At 53.1% G+C, this 15,687-nt stretch carries 15 protein-coding genes; 10 read left to right on the top strand and 5 right to left on the bottom strand.

Annotated elements, in window-relative coordinates:
* The first annotated feature begins 62 nt into the window (after positions 1-62).
* Positions 63-1,361 carry an NCS2 family permease gene (locus AC6I8X_RS12215; protein ID WP_217621306.1) on the top strand — a complete coding sequence of 433 codons (1,299 nt, stop codon included), beginning with the start codon at positions 63-65 and terminating at the stop codon, positions 1,359-1,361.
* Between the two features lie 195 nt (positions 1,362-1,556).
* Here the strand turns inward: AC6I8X_RS12215 and AC6I8X_RS12210 are convergent, their stop codons facing one another.
* Positions 1,557-1,814 (bottom strand): helix-turn-helix domain-containing protein, encoded by a 258-nt coding sequence (locus AC6I8X_RS12210; protein WP_497839863.1) that lies wholly within the window; start codon positions 1,812-1,814, stop codon positions 1,557-1,559.
* A gap of 165 nt (positions 1,815-1,979) precedes the next feature.
* Complete coding sequence (locus AC6I8X_RS12205; RefSeq protein ID WP_497839862.1) at positions 1,980-2,660, bottom strand: helix-turn-helix transcriptional regulator; 681 nt, start codon at positions 2,658-2,660, stop codon at positions 1,980-1,982.
* A gap of 89 nt (positions 2,661-2,749) precedes the next feature.
* On the opposite strand from AC6I8X_RS12205, the gene AC6I8X_RS12200 reads away from it, so the two are divergent.
* Positions 2,750-2,911 (top strand): hypothetical protein, encoded by a 162-nt coding sequence (locus AC6I8X_RS12200; protein WP_158087403.1) that lies wholly within the window; start codon positions 2,750-2,752, stop codon positions 2,909-2,911.
* Between the two features lie 65 nt (positions 2,912-2,976).
* Here the strand turns inward: AC6I8X_RS12200 and AC6I8X_RS12195 are convergent, their stop codons facing one another.
* From AC6I8X_RS12195 to AC6I8X_RS12185, 3 genes are all read right to left on the bottom strand, one after another.
* The gene (locus AC6I8X_RS12195) at positions 2,977-3,699 is read right to left on the bottom strand and encodes an SDR family oxidoreductase (RefSeq protein ID WP_497839861.1); all 723 of its coding nucleotides are present in this window, start codon (positions 3,697-3,699) and stop codon (positions 2,977-2,979) included.
* The gene (locus AC6I8X_RS12190; RefSeq protein WP_313683265.1) at positions 3,696-4,703 is read right to left on the bottom strand and encodes an isopenicillin N synthase family dioxygenase; all 1,008 of its coding nucleotides are present in this window, start codon (positions 4,701-4,703) and stop codon (positions 3,696-3,698) included. Before AC6I8X_RS12190 ends, AC6I8X_RS12195 begins: the two co-directional genes overlap by 4 nt.
* Before the next feature lie 164 nt (positions 4,704-4,867).
* The gene (locus AC6I8X_RS12185) at positions 4,868-6,322 is read right to left on the bottom strand and encodes an AMP nucleosidase (RefSeq protein ID WP_313683266.1); all 1,455 of its coding nucleotides are present in this window, start codon (positions 6,320-6,322) and stop codon (positions 4,868-4,870) included.
* Positions 6,323-6,659: 337 nt separating this feature from the next.
* Here AC6I8X_RS12185 and AC6I8X_RS12180 point away from each other — a divergent pair, with 337 nt between their 5' ends.
* From AC6I8X_RS12180 to AC6I8X_RS12145, 8 genes are all read left to right on the top strand, one after another.
* Positions 6,660-7,775 (top strand): branched-chain amino acid ABC transporter substrate-binding protein, encoded by a 1,116-nt coding sequence (locus AC6I8X_RS12180; RefSeq protein WP_313683267.1) that lies wholly within the window; start codon positions 6,660-6,662, stop codon positions 7,773-7,775.
* An 82-nt stretch (positions 7,776-7,857) separates the two neighbouring features.
* Positions 7,858-8,772: an ABC transporter permease subunit gene (locus AC6I8X_RS12175; protein ID WP_299449528.1), complete on the top strand. Its 915-nt coding sequence runs from the start codon at positions 7,858-7,860 to the stop codon at positions 8,770-8,772.
* Between the two features lie 10 nt (positions 8,773-8,782).
* Complete coding sequence (gene livM / locus AC6I8X_RS12170; RefSeq protein WP_313683269.1) at positions 8,783-10,066, top strand: high-affinity branched-chain amino acid ABC transporter permease LivM; 1,284 nt, start codon at positions 8,783-8,785, stop codon at positions 10,064-10,066.
* A complete protein-coding gene (locus tag AC6I8X_RS12165) occupies positions 10,059-10,934 on the top strand; it encodes an ABC transporter ATP-binding protein (RefSeq protein ID WP_299449531.1) in 876 nt (291 codons plus the stop codon). Before livM ends, AC6I8X_RS12165 begins: the two co-directional genes overlap by 8 nt.
* Positions 10,927-11,676: an ABC transporter ATP-binding protein gene (locus tag AC6I8X_RS12160; RefSeq protein WP_313683270.1), complete on the top strand. Its 750-nt coding sequence runs from the start codon at positions 10,927-10,929 to the stop codon at positions 11,674-11,676. The genes AC6I8X_RS12165 and AC6I8X_RS12160 overlap by 8 nt, the downstream gene beginning before the upstream one ends.
* 114 nt (positions 11,677-11,790) lie before the next feature.
* Complete coding sequence (locus AC6I8X_RS12155; RefSeq protein WP_313683271.1) at positions 11,791-13,203, top strand: EmmdR/YeeO family multidrug/toxin efflux MATE transporter; 1,413 nt, start codon at positions 11,791-11,793, stop codon at positions 13,201-13,203.
* 244 nt (positions 13,204-13,447) lie between these two features.
* Positions 13,448-15,079, top strand: coding sequence for an ABC transporter ATP-binding protein (locus AC6I8X_RS12150; protein ID WP_497839860.1), 1,632 nt, complete (start codon positions 13,448-13,450; stop codon positions 15,077-15,079).
* 128 nt (positions 15,080-15,207) lie between these two features.
* Complete coding sequence (locus AC6I8X_RS12145; protein ID WP_313683273.1) at positions 15,208-15,672, top strand: MarR family winged helix-turn-helix transcriptional regulator; 465 nt, start codon at positions 15,208-15,210, stop codon at positions 15,670-15,672.
* The last annotated feature ends 15 nt before the right edge of the window (positions 15,673-15,687 follow it).

Here is a 15,687-nt window from a genome sequence, read left to right as displayed (position 1 = left end):
CGCATGCACACCCCATTGGCAAGAGAACGCACGTCAGTGACGTCTCCCCATCACGAGAGATGATGATGTTAGAAAAACTATTCAAGCTAAAAGCGCACAACACAACGGTCCGCACCGAAGTTATTGCGGGCATAACCACCTTCCTGGCAATGGCCTATATCCTGTTCGTTAACCCAAGCATCCTCGGTGCCACTGGCATGGATAAGGGTGCGGTCTTTGTGGCAACCTGTCTGGCGGCGGCGATTGGCTGCGTCCTGATGGGCCTGATTGCCAACTACCCGATTGCGTTGGCACCGGGTATGGGCCTCAACGCCTTCTTTACTTACACAGTGGTACTGCATATGGGCTACACCTGGCAAATCGCGCTGGGTGCGGTATTCCTCTCTGCCTGTATCTTCTTTGCCTTGTCGGTGTTCAAAATTCGTGAATGGATTATTGCCAGCATTCCGTTGCCATTGCGCGCCGGGATTGCGGCGGGTATCGGCCTGTTCCTGGCGCTGATTGCGCTGGAAGGGGCGGGTATCGTGGTGGATAACCCGGCGACATTGGTGGGTCTGGGTGATCTGACCAAGCCGGGTCCGCTGCTGGCACTGCTGGGCTTTGTCATCATCGTAGTATTGGAAGCGCGTCGCGTTACCGGTGCGGTGCTGATCGGTATTCTGATCGTCACCTTCCTGTCGATGGGTATCGGCCTGACGCCGTTTGGTGGCGTGTTCTCTGCACCGCCGTCAATCGCCCCGACTTTCCTGCATCTGGATATCGCGGGTGCCTTTAACGTCGGCCTGGTGAGCGTGATTTTTGCCTTCCTGTTTGTGGACGTGTTCGACAACACCGGTACGTTGCTGGGTGTGACGAAGCGCGCCGGTCTGGCGGATGAGCAGGGTAACGTGCCGAAAATGGGCCGTGCGCTGATTGCCGACAGTGCGGCAGCACTGTTTGGTTCACTGCTGGGTACCTCAACCACCACCAGTTATGTGGAATCGGCAGCGGGCGTCAGCGCCGGTGGCCGTACTGGTCTGACGGCGATTGTGGTTGCCATTCTGTTCCTGCTCAGCCTGTTCTTCTCGCCGCTGGCGGGCAGTGTACCGGTATTCGCCACCGCACCGGCGCTGCTGTTTGTCGCCGTACTGATGGCATCCGGCCTGGCGGAGATTGACTGGAAAGATATCACCACCGCAGCCCCGGTCACCGTGACTGCGCTGACCATGCCGCTGACTTACTCCATCGCCAACGGTATTGCGTTTGGTTTTATTACCTGGACGGTAGTGAAGCTGCTGAGCGGTCGTACTAAAGAGGTGAATGCGGCGCTGATTATTATGTCGATCCTGTTTGTGATCAAACTGGGTTGGTTGAGCGCGTAATCCTCCTTATTCGTAGCGGCGCAATTTATTGCGCGTTGTTTGGAAAGACGCGCGATAAATCGCGCCGCTACGGTCATGTGCATCTTCCTGAATTTATTTGCAAACATCACACCGCCGTTGTAGCAGCGCGATTTATCGCGCAGCCCTGGCTGGTATCTGGACGTTTGTCAGACTGGGCATCCCGTTAGTCGCCCGTTAAGGTTTTATTTTCTTTGTAAGTAGTGGTTTTTTTTGTTTTTTATTGCCTCCTGGATAACGACTTGGCCATATTTCAGCGGGGGTCAGGCCTAATGCCTGCGCAATAATTGTTTCTCCCCGTGGCCAGGGTTTTCGCAGAGCATTATTTAATGTTCCAGCCGCCAGTCCATTTTCCCTTGAAAGTGCAGCGAGAGACTTCTTCTTTTTTCTGACAGCAGCAATAATATCCTCTACATGCCAGTCTTCAGGATTCATTTTCCCTTTTCGCTCCATTGCCTATTCATCCGTTAAATTGAGTATCTCTAGGTCACGTGATGATTTATATATGGAGTGATAAATGATGTAAATCAGAAGCAAAAAAACACCTATGAAAATTCATAGGTTTGGGCAGTTATGATGCGATGAGGTTGATAAAATAAATTAAAGAACAATGTGATAGGGTATAAACTCATGCAACCCATTTTGATAACAGAAAAAAACAAGTTGGTCTCGCGTATCGACTCTGAACTTTTCCTTAATATTCATCAAATGAAAATCGTGCGATGAAGTCGATATTCCTGCCAGTTCGGATATCTTTCGGCGTGAAAAACCTTTCAGAAGATAAAATAATACTCTCGACTCAACAATTGTCAGGTTGAATCCGGAATAGTCGCAAACTCGCATGCTGGAAGCAGTACCTGCAAGGTTGCCAAATTCAACTGAGCCATTGAAAATCAGTGCTGTTGCGATCGTGCCTGATGGTTTTCCGCTTTTGGAGTAGATAACTTTTTTACTGGTAAATAAGCAGGTTTTAACAACGCCACTTAGTGGTTCTATAACGTTATATTCTAAACCAGATAAAATATCCTTTTCGTGATTTATGTAAATATCTTTATTTTCTGCCCATGGCATATCTTCATCATTCAAACCTATGAGAGATTTCGGAGTATAACCTGAATAATTACTGAATACTGAGTTTGATGCGATAAATTCATGATTTGAGTTTTTTACCAACATAATGCCAGTGTTCCAGTGAATAATAGGGTGATCACAAAACCACTCAAAAAATAACTCTTCGTCTTGAGGTTTATGAAAAATAACCCTACTATTATTAGTAGTCATATTGAATGTTCTCGCGTTTATATCACTTTATTGGAAGGATATTGCTGCCATGCCTTGCATGTGTGCAATTAACAAGGACGATCGTTGTTATGAAAAACAAAGAAAAAAAACTCAAAACATTCCATCTGCCACAACAAAAAGGCAAGCTGTCCGACTACTGGATTGCTATTTGTGAAGGTGAGGTAGAAGGCGCAGAAACAGAGCAGGAAGCGATAAAAAGGATCCTGAATAAAAGGAAGGATTTACACTGAAGGGTGTAAATGCCATCTCATTTACTGCCTCTGAATAATTGGCCTTCCAGAAAAAATAAAGAGTGCTAATTTTGCTGTCTTGTCGGCGCAATTTTAAGATCGCGCACACATACTGACTGCGGTAGCTCGTATGAAAATATGATGCTATCAATAACATTTTTGGCAGAAATGACACCGCCTATACTTTCTTTCCATTCGATATAATCATTTTTCACGAAGTCGTCACTAATATGGCTGATAAGCTCCGTCTCGGCGGCACCAGGAGAGATGGTGATAACCCGGACGTTGTCCGGGGCAACCTCCCAGCGAACGCTGTCGGACAAACCGTGTACGGCGAACTTAGTTGCACAATATGCAGCATGGTATTGATAGGTCTTTTGACCCGCCAGGGAGGAGATATTGATTATTGTTCCTGTTTTCCGTTCGCGCATCGAGGGCAAGACCGCCTGCATACCATGAATGACGCCTTTGATATTGGTATCAATCATTCGGTTCCATTCGTCCTGACTCTGAAATTCTAATTCGCCCAATAACATCACTCCCGCATTGTTTATGATGCAATCTACGTCGCCAAACTTTTCTTCGGCCTTACGAATAGCATTAACAACCTGTTCACGACAGGTAACATCGACTTCAAAACACAGGGAGTTTGCAAGATTCATTGCACGTAACTTATCGATACGACGAGCCAGGAGAGCAAGACAATATCCCCTGTTGCTCAGTGCCCTGGCAACTTCAGCGCCAAATCCGGAACTGGCTCCCGTTATCACTACCAGTTTATTGTTCATAGAAAATTGCCCCATTCTGCATAATATTTCTTAGCAACATCGGGATGAGAGCGCAGCCTTCCCTTCATATAATTCAGGCCCACATCTCTGAGTAGCGGGTTGTTTGGGTCAGTTTCGATAAATGAGGAATCGGAGGTTAACTCTGAGGGCAATCTGAATACCGGTACGACAGAATCGAGACTGGCACCTAAGAAATAGGCCACTGAAATTCTGTCATTCTCTCCTGCCGGGGCCAGAACCTTATGAACGGTTGCTTTGAGATATCCGTTAGTGGCTAACTCCAGTAACTCGCCCAGATTAACCACAAAGGTATTATCAATTGGAGAAACATCTACCCACTTATTATCGGTAGTCTTAACTTGTAAGCCTTTATTTTCGTCCTGAAGAATTAGCGTCAAAAGACCAGAATCTTTATGAGCCCCCACACCCTGAGTCTCGGTTATTTTTTTACAACGTGGATATCTGATGAGTTTGATATGCTCGTTCGGTGTGTCACCGTATATTTTGTCAAAAGAATTTTCTGGCAACCCCAGACCTGATGCAAGGCTTCTGAGTAATCTCAGCGAGATGTTGGTTAATATATTGTTGTAGAAAAGAAGGGTATTCTTCAACTCAGGCAAGGATGCAGGCCATTGATTAAAACCATGCAAGCCCATCCAGATAGGATCCTTATCCGTTAAGTTATAGGGCTTCCGTTCAGCTCCGATATCAAATTGTTCTCGCCAGTCTGCTTTACCGTTGGTTAATTCATTACCGGCTCGGTTATATCCTCTGAAATGAGGGGAATTAATCATTGAAACAGAAAGTTTTTCTTCTTCAGATAAGAAAAAAAACTTTCGGGTTTGTTCACGAACTTCAGTCAGGAATGATGCTGCGACGCCATGATCGCTAAGATAGAAAAAACCAACATCATGAGCGGCTTCTGTTAACAGGCCGATAAATTTATCTTTATCATTCTGGTCCCCATCTAACAAAGATAATTTTAATACAGGTATAGATGTCATTATCTATCTCTCCATCATGAGTACATTCAACTGGCAAAACTTTACGGTACCGTACCATAACACAAAAAACTATACTAAAGTTTAGTTTAAGTGATGTGAGCTTTATCGCATGTTGAAGTCATGATCGGAGGATTGCACCGCTCACAAAGGAGCGGTGACATTAATTACCTGAACGGCGGTTCATTAAAGGTACGCAATTTGCGTGAATGCAGCTTATCCCCCTCGGCGCGCAGCAGCTCGACCGCACAAATCCCAATCTGCAAATGCTCGGAAATCGCTCCCTCGTAGAAACGATTCGCCTGGCCTGGCAGTTTGATCTCACCATGCAGTGGCTTATCCGACACGCACAACAGCGTGCCGTAAGGCACCCGGAAACGATAACCTTGGGCGGCGATGGTGGCGCTTTCCATATCCACCGCCACCGCGCGGCTGAGATTAAAGCGCAGCGCAGAAGCGGAATAACGCAGTTCCCAGTTGCGGTCATCCGTGGTCACCACGGTGCCGGTGCGCAGGCGTTGTTTGACTTCTTCACCGGGCATGCCGCTCACCGCTTTGGTGGCGTCGTAGAGTGCACGCTGCACCTCGGCGATGCTCGGAATCGGAATATCCGGCGGCAGTACGCTGTCCAGCACATGGTCGTCACGCAGATAGGCATGCGCCAGCACGTAATCGCCAATGGTCTGGCTTTCACGCAGGCCGCCGCAGTGGCCAATCATCAGCCAGGCGTGCGGACGTACCACCGCCAGATGGTCACAGATGGTTTTGGCATTGGAAGGGCCCACGCCAATGTTGACCAGAGTAATGCCACGACGATTGGGTGAGGTCAGGTGCCAGGCAGGCATCTGATGCTTCTTCCACGCCAGATCCGACATCATCGCTTCCGGATCCTGGGTATCTTTGGTGATCACCACATCACCGGCGCAGGCGAGGCTATCGTAGGAGGTGTTGGGATCCTGTACCTGTTCAATTGCCCAGCGGACAAACTCATCAACGTAACGCGTGTAATTGGTAAACAGCACAAACGGCTGGAAGTGCTCCACGGCGGTGCCGGTGTAATGACGCAGACGCGCCAGCGAGAAGTCGGTACGCAGTGCATCAAAGTGTGACAGCGGGAGCTGCGCGTCAGCATGGAACAAACCATCGGCGGTTTCATCGCCAATCTGCGACAGTTCGGTGGTGGGGAAATGGCGTGCAATGCTGGCGCTCATCGAGCGGTCCAGAGACAAATCGGAACCGTCAATCACATAAGGGTAAGGAATTTCCTGCTGTGAGGGTCCGACTTCAATCACTACCTCGTACTCTTTCTCAATCATCAGCAATTGCTCACTGAGATAGTGACGTAATAACGCCGGGCGCGTGATGGTGGTGCTGTAGCTGCCAGTGTGGGTAAAACGGCCCCAGGCACGGGTACGATTACGTTGCGGACCCTCGCCAGCCCAGGTAATACGCAGCTCCGGATAGACAAATAACCCCTGCTGGCGCGCTGCCTCATCCGGCAAACGTCCGTTTTCAGTAAAGTCGCGAATCGCGTTGCGTAACGCCTCTACCGCGTTGGCGTATAACCGTTCAAGTTCATCCAGCGCCTGCTGGCTGCTGATGCCGTTCCGTTGTGTATTCATAAGTTCTCCCGCATCAATTTTGGGTCGATTTGGCTATAGCATAGCGGGTAAACCCCTCAGCACCATGAAGAATCTGTGATCAACCGCATTCTGCACCAACAGAGTGCTGGTGCGTCTTAAAACGCTGGCTATGGTTAAGATCAGCAGACGCGTTCCCTCCCGCTTTGGCGCGATGCCGGTGCAAAAACTTGTCACCAATGCTTACCTTTGGCGAGCTTTTTGCTTGATTGTTAACCGTGGCCCTGTTGGTCACACACTGCACATCGTTAAGTTTCAGAAATTGATTTCTCCCAGGCCGTGGTATGGCTCCGTTCCTGACCCGTTGAGGATTGAAAGCATGTCTTTGAAATTCATAAAATTACCATTGAAGGTTGTGATTGCAGGTTGCCTGAGCGCGGCGTTTTATGCCCAGGCGGATATTAAGATTGGGGTAGCCGGACCCTTTTCCGGCCCTAATGCCACTTACGGCGCACAGTATTGGAAAGGTGCTACTCAGGCGGCGGATGATATCAACGCTGCCGGGGGCATTAACGGTGAGAAAATTGTGCTGGTGCAGGGGGATGACGCCTGCGAACCGAAACAGGCCGTCGCCGTTGCCAACCGTCTGGTAGACCAGGACAAGGTACTGGCAGTGGTGGGGCACTTCTGTTCCTCTTCCACCATGCCCGCTTCCGAAGTGTATGACGATGCAGGCGTGCTGGCGATTACCCCCGGCTCGACTAACCCGCAAATCACCGAACGCGGCATGAAAACCATGTTCCGTATGTGTGGCCGCGACGATCAGCAGGGGGCTATTGCCGCTAACTACATCATCGATAAGCTGAAAGCCAAACGCGTGGCGGTGATCCACGACAAAGACACCTACGGCCAGGGGCTGGCCGATGCCACCAAGGCTGCGCTGGAAAAGCGCGGTGTTAACGAAGTGCTGTATGAAGGTTTATCGCGCGGTGAGAAGGACTTTAACGCGCTGGTGACCAAAATCGCCTCAGTCAAACCGGATGTAGTGTACTTCGGTGGCTGCCACCCGGAAGCCGGTCCGCTGGTGCGCCAGATGCGTGAGCAGGGTGTGACGGCGGCCTTCTTCTCCGGTGACTGTATCGTGACTGAAGATATGGTGACCGCAGCGGGCGGCCCGCAATACACCAAAGGCGTTTATATGACATTTGGTCAGGATCCGCGTCAGATTCCTGACGGCAAAGCGGTGATCGCCAAATTCCGCGCCGGTGGTTTTGAGCCGGAAGGCTATACCTTGTATGCCTACGCTTCCGTGCAGGCACTGGCCGCCGCTTACAAAGCCGCAGGTAAAGATAACGCCAAAGCCAGTGAGTGGCTGAAGGCTAATAGCGTCGATACCGTGATGGGCAAAAAAGCCTGGGACGGCAAAGGCGATCTGAAAGTCTCGGATTATGTGGTGTATCAGTGGGACGATAAAGGCAAATATCACCAGCTGTAAGCTGACACGCGGCCCCGCGCGTTGCGGGGCCATTCGCGATTGGGCGCGAAGTTTGCGCTCCCTTTAAGCACGGGACTTGCATATGGAAGCCTTCTTTCTCCAGCAGCTGGTGAACGGCCTGACACTGGGCGCGGTTTACGGGCTGATTGCCATTGGCTACACCATGGTTTACGGCATCATCGGCATGATCAACTTCGCCCACGGCGAAGTGTATATGGTCTCTGCCTATCTTTGTGCCATCGGGCTGGGGCTGCTCAGCTTTTTTGGCATTCACTCCTTCCCACTGCTGATTTTCGGCACCCTGATCTTCACCATTGTGGTGACGGCGGTCTACGGCTGGACTATCGAGCGCATCGCCTATCGTCCGTTACGTAACTCCACCCGTCTCGCACCACTGATTTCTGCCATTGGTATGTCACTGATTTTGCAAAACTACGTGCAGATAAGTCAGGGTCCGAACCAGCAGGGCATTCCCACCCTGATGTCCGGTGTATTGCGCATGGAAGTGGGTGATGGCGTGGTGCAAATCACCTGGACCAAAGTGTTTATCCTGATTGCCGCGTTGTGCGGCATGGCGTTGCTTACCTGGATTATCCAATACACGCGGCTGGGACGGATTTGCCGTGCGGTGCAGCAGGACCGGCGCATGGCCGCCATTCTTGGTATCAACACCGACCGGGTGATTTCGCTGGTGTTTATGATTGGCGCGGCGATGGCGGGCCTGGCCGGGGTGCTGGTCACCCTGAATTACGGCACCTTTGATTTCTATATTGGTTTTGTTATCGGCATCAAAGCCTTTACCGCTGCGGTGCTGGGCGGCATCGGTTCGTTACCGGGGGCGATGCTCGGCGGCCTGCTGCTTGGCGTGGCGGAGGCGCAGTTCGCCGGGCTGGTGAACTCCGATTACAAAGATGTTTTCTCTTTTGCTCTGCTGGTGGTGATTTTGATCTTCCGGCCACAGGGGCTGCTGGGACGACCGCTGGTTGCCAAAGTATGAGGACGCCAAAATGAGTGCAATGACGCAACGAATTGATCTGCGCCAGTCGCTGCTGGATTGTCTGATGGCCGGGTTGGTGGCGCTGGTGGTGTTTGGCCCGATTGTCGGTGTGGTGCTGGATGGCTACAGTTTTCATCTTTCGCCACAGCGTGTTGCTGTGCTGGTGGCGGTGGTGATGGTGGGACGCCTGCTGTTTAGCTTGTTTCAGCAATCCGCTGCCGGGCAGCGCTTCGCGCGTAAATTCGAAGGCAATGATGATGGCGTGTACGTGCGCGAACCGGGGCACCGCTCTCCTTTGCGCTGGATTCTGCCTGTGCTGCTGCTGGTGGCGCTGGCGTTTCCGTTCCTTTCGAGTAAATACCTGCTGACAGTGGCGATTCTCGGGCTGATTTACGTCTTGCTTGGTCTTGGGCTGAATATTGTGGTGGGTCTCGCGGGGCTGCTTGACCTCGGTTATGTGGCGTTTTACGCCATCGGTGCCTACGGGCTGGCCCTTGGTTATGAGTATCTCGGCCTTGGATTCTGGAGCATGTTGCCGCTCGCGGCGCTGATGGCCGCCTTTGCTGGTGCGCTATTGGGTTTCCCGGTGCTGCGGATGCACGGCGATTATCTGGCGATCGTCACCCTTGGTTTTGGCGAAATCATCCGTCTGGTGCTGAACAACTGGCTGACATTTACCGGCGGCCCCAACGGGGTGTCGGTGCCGTCTCCCACCTTTCTCGGGCTGGAATTTGGTCGCCGTGCACGCGAGGGCGGGGTGCCGTATAACGAGTTTTTCCATCTCGACTACAACCCGAACATGAAGTTTATCTTTATCTACGTGGTGCTGGTTCTGGTGGTGCTGCTGGTGTTGTTTATCAAACATCGCCTGACGCGCATGCCGATTGGTCGCGCCTGGGAAGCGCTGCGCGAAGATGAGATTGCCTGCCGGGCGATGGGTCTGAATCACGTATTGGTCAAGTTGTCGGCGTTTATGCTGGGTGCGTCAACCGCCGGTATCGCTGGTGTGTTCTTTGCCAGCTATCAGGGTTTCGTCAATCCGACCTCGTTTACCTTTTTCGAATCGGCACTGATCCTCGCCATTGTGGTACTGGGCGGGATGGGTTCGACGCTGGGTGTAGTGCTGGCGGCGTTTGTGCTGACCGTTGCTCCCGAGCTGCTGCGCAGCTTCGCCGAGTACCGGGTGCTGCTGTTTGGCGTGCTGATGGTGCTGATGATGATCTGGCGGCCACGCGGGCTGGTGCGAACCGCACGCGTGGGCGTGCCGCTGCGTAAAGGAGTACGCCATGAGTGATGCTATTTTGCAGGTGGATAACCTGATGATGCGCTTTGGCGGCATTAAAGCGCTTAATGACGTCAGCCTGGCCGTTGAACGTGGTTCGGTGACGGCGCTGATTGGCCCCAACGGTGCGGGAAAAACCACGGTATTTAACTGCTTAACCGGCTTTTACCGGGCGACAGGTGGGCGCATCACCCTGAATGCCAGGCAGCGATCTACCGACGTGATTCAGGTACTGGGGCAGAAAATTCACCCCGCAGACTGGCTGCATCCGGCGCGGCTCGGTTCGCGCGTCTGGTACAAAATGTTTGGCGGTGCGCATCTGGTGAACCGTGCCGGTCTGGCGCGCACCTTCCAGAATATCCGCCTGTTTCGTGAGATGTCGGTGATTGAGAACCTGCTGGTGGCGCAACATATGCAGGTTAACCGCCAGCTGCTGGCGGGCATTCTGAATACCCGCGGCTATCGCGAGGCGGAAAATCGCGCGCTGGATCGGGCGTTTTATTGGCTGGAGAATGTGGACCTGGTCGGCAGCGCCAACCGCCTGGCAGGCACCTTGTCTTACGGCCAGCAGCGACGGCTGGAGATTGCCCGCGCGATGTGCACGCGACCAGAGCTGATCTGCCTCGATGAACCGGCTGCCGGACTCAACCCGGTGGAAACCGAGGCGTTAAGCCAGATTCTGCATCGCCTGCGCGCTGACCATCGCATCAGCGTGTTGTTAATCGAACACGATATGCCGATGGTGATGCGCATCTCTGACCATATCGTGGTGCTGGATCACGGGGATGTGATTGCCCAGGGCACCCCGCAGCAAATCCGTCATGACCCGAAAGTGATTGCCGCCTATCTCGGCGCGGAAGAGGAGAGTGATCATGGCTGAACCGATGCTGAGTTTTGAAGGGGTGGATGTGTTTTACGGTCCGGTACAGGCTCTGAAACAGGTTTCCCTGACGGTGAACGAAGGGGAAACGGTGGCGCTGATTGGGGCCAACGGGGCGGGCAAATCCACGCTGCTGATGTCGATCTTCAGCCAGCCGCGTATCGCTGCCGGGGAGATTCGCTTTCGCGGCGAAGCCATCAGCCACAAATCGACTCATGCGATTGCTGCCAGCGGCATTGCCCAGTCCCCGGAGGGGCGGCGAATTTTCCCCGATATGACGGTAGAGGAAAATTTGCTGATGGGTACCATCTCGATTGGCGATCGTCATGTGCGCGAGGATAAGGACCGTATGTATCAGTTGTTTCCGCGCCTGCTGGAACGGCGTAAGCAACGTGCGATGACGCTGTCCGGTGGCGAACAGCAAATGCTGGCGATAGCGCGTGCGCTGATGAGTCGGCCAAAGCTGCTGCTGCTGGATGAACCAAGTCTCGGGCTCGCACCGCTGGTGGTGAAACAGATCTTCAGCATCCTGCGTGAACTGACACAACAGGGCATGACGCTGTTTCTGGTGGAGCAGAATGCCCGCCATGCGCTGCAACTGGCCGATCGGGGCTATGTCATGGTCAACGGTGAAATTCTGCTGCGCGGCAGCGGCGAGGAATTGCTGCATAACGAGGATGTACGCAGTGCTTATCTGGGCGGTGCGGTCGATCCTGCGGCCCCGGGAACAAAAAGTTTGTAATAATGATTAAATGTTGACGGGAAACACTTTGCATAATTGTTAGCGGCCTATCATCATTATTCTTCTTGTCCAAAGTGATTTGGTATTCCCTTGCAAAATCCTGGCGTAGCAGTGATGCGGGCGATCAGAAAAACGGCGTGGTACCCAAAACGCCGTTCTTATCGCACGCTGTTGTGGCGTGAAATTACGCCTCTGGCCGTGCCCATCTTTATCGAAAACCTCTGCGTGATGCTGATGGGCGTCCTCAGTACCTTCCTGGTCAGCTGGCTGGGTAAAGAAGCGATGGCGGGCGTAGGCCTGGCCGACAGCTTCAATATGGTGATCATCTCATTCTTTGCCGCCATCGATCTCGGCACCACGGTGGTGGTGGCGTTCAGCCTTGCCAAACGTAATGGCAAACGCGCGCGCGCGGCCACCCGTCAGTCGCTGGGATTGATGACGGTACTGGCATTTATGTTGGTGATCGCCATTGAGATTTGGGGTCACTTGATCATCGATGTGATTGCCGGGAGCGCCGAGCCCCAGGTGAAGGAGCTGGCGCTCAGCTACCTGCAAACTTCTGCGTGGAGTTATCCGGCAGCGGCGATTGCGCTGATCGGTAGCGGTGCTTTGCGCGGGGCGGGCAACACCAAAATCCCGATGCTGATCAACGGCGGGATGAACATCCTCAATATCATCATCAGTACCGTGCTGATCTATGGCTGTTTTGGCTGGCATGGATTGGGTTTTATCGGGGCCGGTCTCGGGCTGACCATCTCACGCTATATCGGTGCCATAGCGGCGATTTACGTGCTGTATCTGGGTATCAATCCGGCGCTAAAGATCTCCATCCAGAGTTACTTTCGGCGCTGGAATTACGGCATCCTGATGGAAGTGCTGAGCATTGGTGTGCCCGCCAGTATCGAATCGGTGTTGTTTAACGGCGGTAAGCTGCTGACGCAGATTTTTGTCGCCGGGATGGGCACCAACGAAATCGCCGGTAACTTTATCGCCTTCTCGATTGCCACCCTGATTAACCTGCCCGGTAACGCATTAGGCTCGGCCTCGACCATTATCACCGGCAAGCGACTCGGGCGTAATCAGGTGATGCAGGCCGAACGCCAGATCAAGCATGTGTTCTGGCTGGCGATGATTGGCCTGTGTAGCCTGGCGGCGATCACCGTGCCGATTGCCGGGTTGCTGGCAAAGTTCTATACCCGCGATCCGGAGGTAATCACGGTGACCAAACACCTGATCTGGCTGAATGCCGCTTTTATGCCGATCTGGACCGCCTCCTGGGTGCTGCCCGCCGGGTTGAAAGGTGCTCGCGATGCCCGTTACACCATGTACGTTTCGATGTTCAGCATGTGGGGTGCACGCGTGGTAGCCGGTTACCTGCTCGGCATTGTGCTGGGTATGGGGGTCGTTGGCGTGTGGCTCGGCATGTTCCTCGACTGGACAGTGCGCGGCATTTGCTTCTGGTGGCGTCTGACCAGCGGCACATGGCTGAATAATTATCGGCGAATGCTGGCGAAAACCGGGGGGTAAATCCCCTTTAACGATGCGCGATAAATCGCGCCGCTACGGTATGTGCAATGAATTGTAGCGGCGCGATTTATCGCGCGGATAAGTCAAATGCGAAATAAGTAAAACCTATTATTTCCCCGCCGCTAATCTGTGCCATTTTCCCTGCTTAACTAAAAAATTAAATTCATCTGCTGGTCAATTCCGTTAATTAACCGCTGGCTTCGATACCGAAAAACTATTTTTCAGTGCAACCAGGAGCGTCAATATGGAAAACCCTGACAACATCGCCCCGTTATTTTCTGTGCGCCAGCTTTCTGTGGCGTTACCTGCCGGCATGGACCGCCGTTTTGCGGTGGAAAACCTCAGTTTTGATCTCTGGCCCGGGGAAATTCTTTGCATCATTGGTGAATCCGGTTCGGGTAAATCCGTCACCGCCCATGCAGCGATGGGGTTGCTGCCGAAGGCGCTGCGCGTGCAGGGCGGAGAGATTTTGTTGCGCGGCAACAACCTGTTGCAGCACAGCGCCGATCAGCTGCGTCAGTTGCAGGGCAAGACAATTGCCATCATCTTTCAGGACCCGTTGTCGGCGCTCAATCCGCTGATGACCATTGGTGAGCAGATCGCCGAGGTGATGCTGGCGCATAACGTCGGCACCCCCGCGTCACGCCAGCAAAAAGTACTGGCGCTGCTGGAAGAAGTCGGGTTGCCGGAACCGGAAAAAATTCAGCATCAGCACCCGTTTCGCCTGTCCGGCGGGCAGCGTCAGCGCGTGATGATTGCCATGGCGCTGGCGCTTGACCCCGATATTCTGATTGCCGATGAACCCACCACTGCGCTGGACGTCACCACCCAGGCGCAAATCCTGCGGCTTATCCGTGGCCTGCAACAGCGCAAGGCGATGAGCGTGATGTTTATCACCCACGATTTTGGTGTGGTGGAGGAGATCGCTGACCGGGTCATCGTGATGGAAAAAGGCCATATGGTGGAGTCTGGCCCGGCACAGCAGGTGTTAAATGCGCCCCGACATCCCTATTCGCAGAAGTTGATTGCCGCCGTGCCACGTATGCATGCCGGTGACAAAGATGTGCGTGACACACCAACGGTATTGCAGGTCAATAACCTGGTGAAAACCTACCCCAGCGACGGTGGCTGGTTGAGCCGCAGCCGTGAGGTGAAGGCGTTAAACAACGTCAGCTTCAGCCTGAACAAGGGCGAAACGCTGGGCATTGTCGGTGAGTCGGGATCCGGCAAATCCTCGCTAGGCCGGGTATTGCTGAAGTTGCTGGCGGCGGATAGCGGGGAAATCCTGTTTGACGGGCGCGATATCCTGCCGATGAAAGAAGCGGATTTCCGTCCGCTGCGGCGTTATATCCAGATGATTTTCCAGGACCCCTTTGCTTCACTTAACCCGCGCCACACCATTGGCACCATCCTCTCGGCCGGTCCGCTGGCGCTGGGCGGCATGACGCCGCAGGAAGTGGAGCGCAAAGCCAAACAGCTGCTGCAACGGGTGGGTCTGGATGCCAGTGCCTGGCAGCGTTTCCCGCATGAGTTTTCCGGTGGTCAGCGCCAGCGCATCGGCATTGCGCGCGCGTTAATGTTCGACCCGGTGCTGCTGGTGGCGGATGAATCGGTCTCCGCACTGGACGTGTCGATTCAGGCCCAGGTACTGGAATTGCTGCGTAGCATTCAGCAGCAAACCCAGGTGGCGATGATTTTTATTACCCACGATCTGCGTGTCGCCAGCCAGATTTGTGACCGTATCGCAGTGCTGTTTAAAGGGGAAATTGTTGAGCAGGGCACGCCGCAGGCGGTGTTCCGCCAGCCGCAGCATCGTTATACACAACAACTGGTTAGCGCCATTCCTGGCCATGCGGAAGAACGGGTGGTGTCATAAGTTAAATTGGAAAAAGCTATGACAAAAGTCGTTGTCATTGTCCACTATCTCGCCAATACTTGATGAAAGTTTTGACTGCCCTAATCCCTTCTTCTGAGACGTTTTTTTTCAGTAATGTGGAGCGCAGAATGATAAAACCAGCTGTTCCGCAACAAGCCGTTGACGTGGATTTGGGACCGCTTGGCAATATGCTGAGTTTTTACATTCGTAGCATCAACATCGCCGTGTCGCGTGACCTTGACCAGCAACTGGCTGGACTCGAAGTGGCGCGCGGCACCGGCAAAATCAGCACGCTGCTGGTGGTAGATCGCCACCCCGGTATCCGGCCTTCGGTGATTGCCGATGTGATCCAGCGTGACCGTTCGGCCATGGCACGTCTGCTGGAGCAGATGGAGCAACAACAGTTGCTGACGCGCGAGGCCGACCACAGCGATAACCGTTCACAGGCGCTGTTTCTTACCGAACACGGTAAGGCTCTGGCGCAGCGCGTGCGCGAACTGACGCAACAACAGGAAGATCGTTTTTTTCAGCGGTTGACGGCCAGAGAAAAACACACCGTCATCCGTTTATTAAAAAAAGTCTTACAGCCGTAATGCATTAATAAAAGC

This window comes from Pantoea sp. X-Soil-TKNS-1280 (genome assembly GCF_059730475.1).
This window is presented reverse-complemented; position numbering and strand designations above follow the sequence as displayed.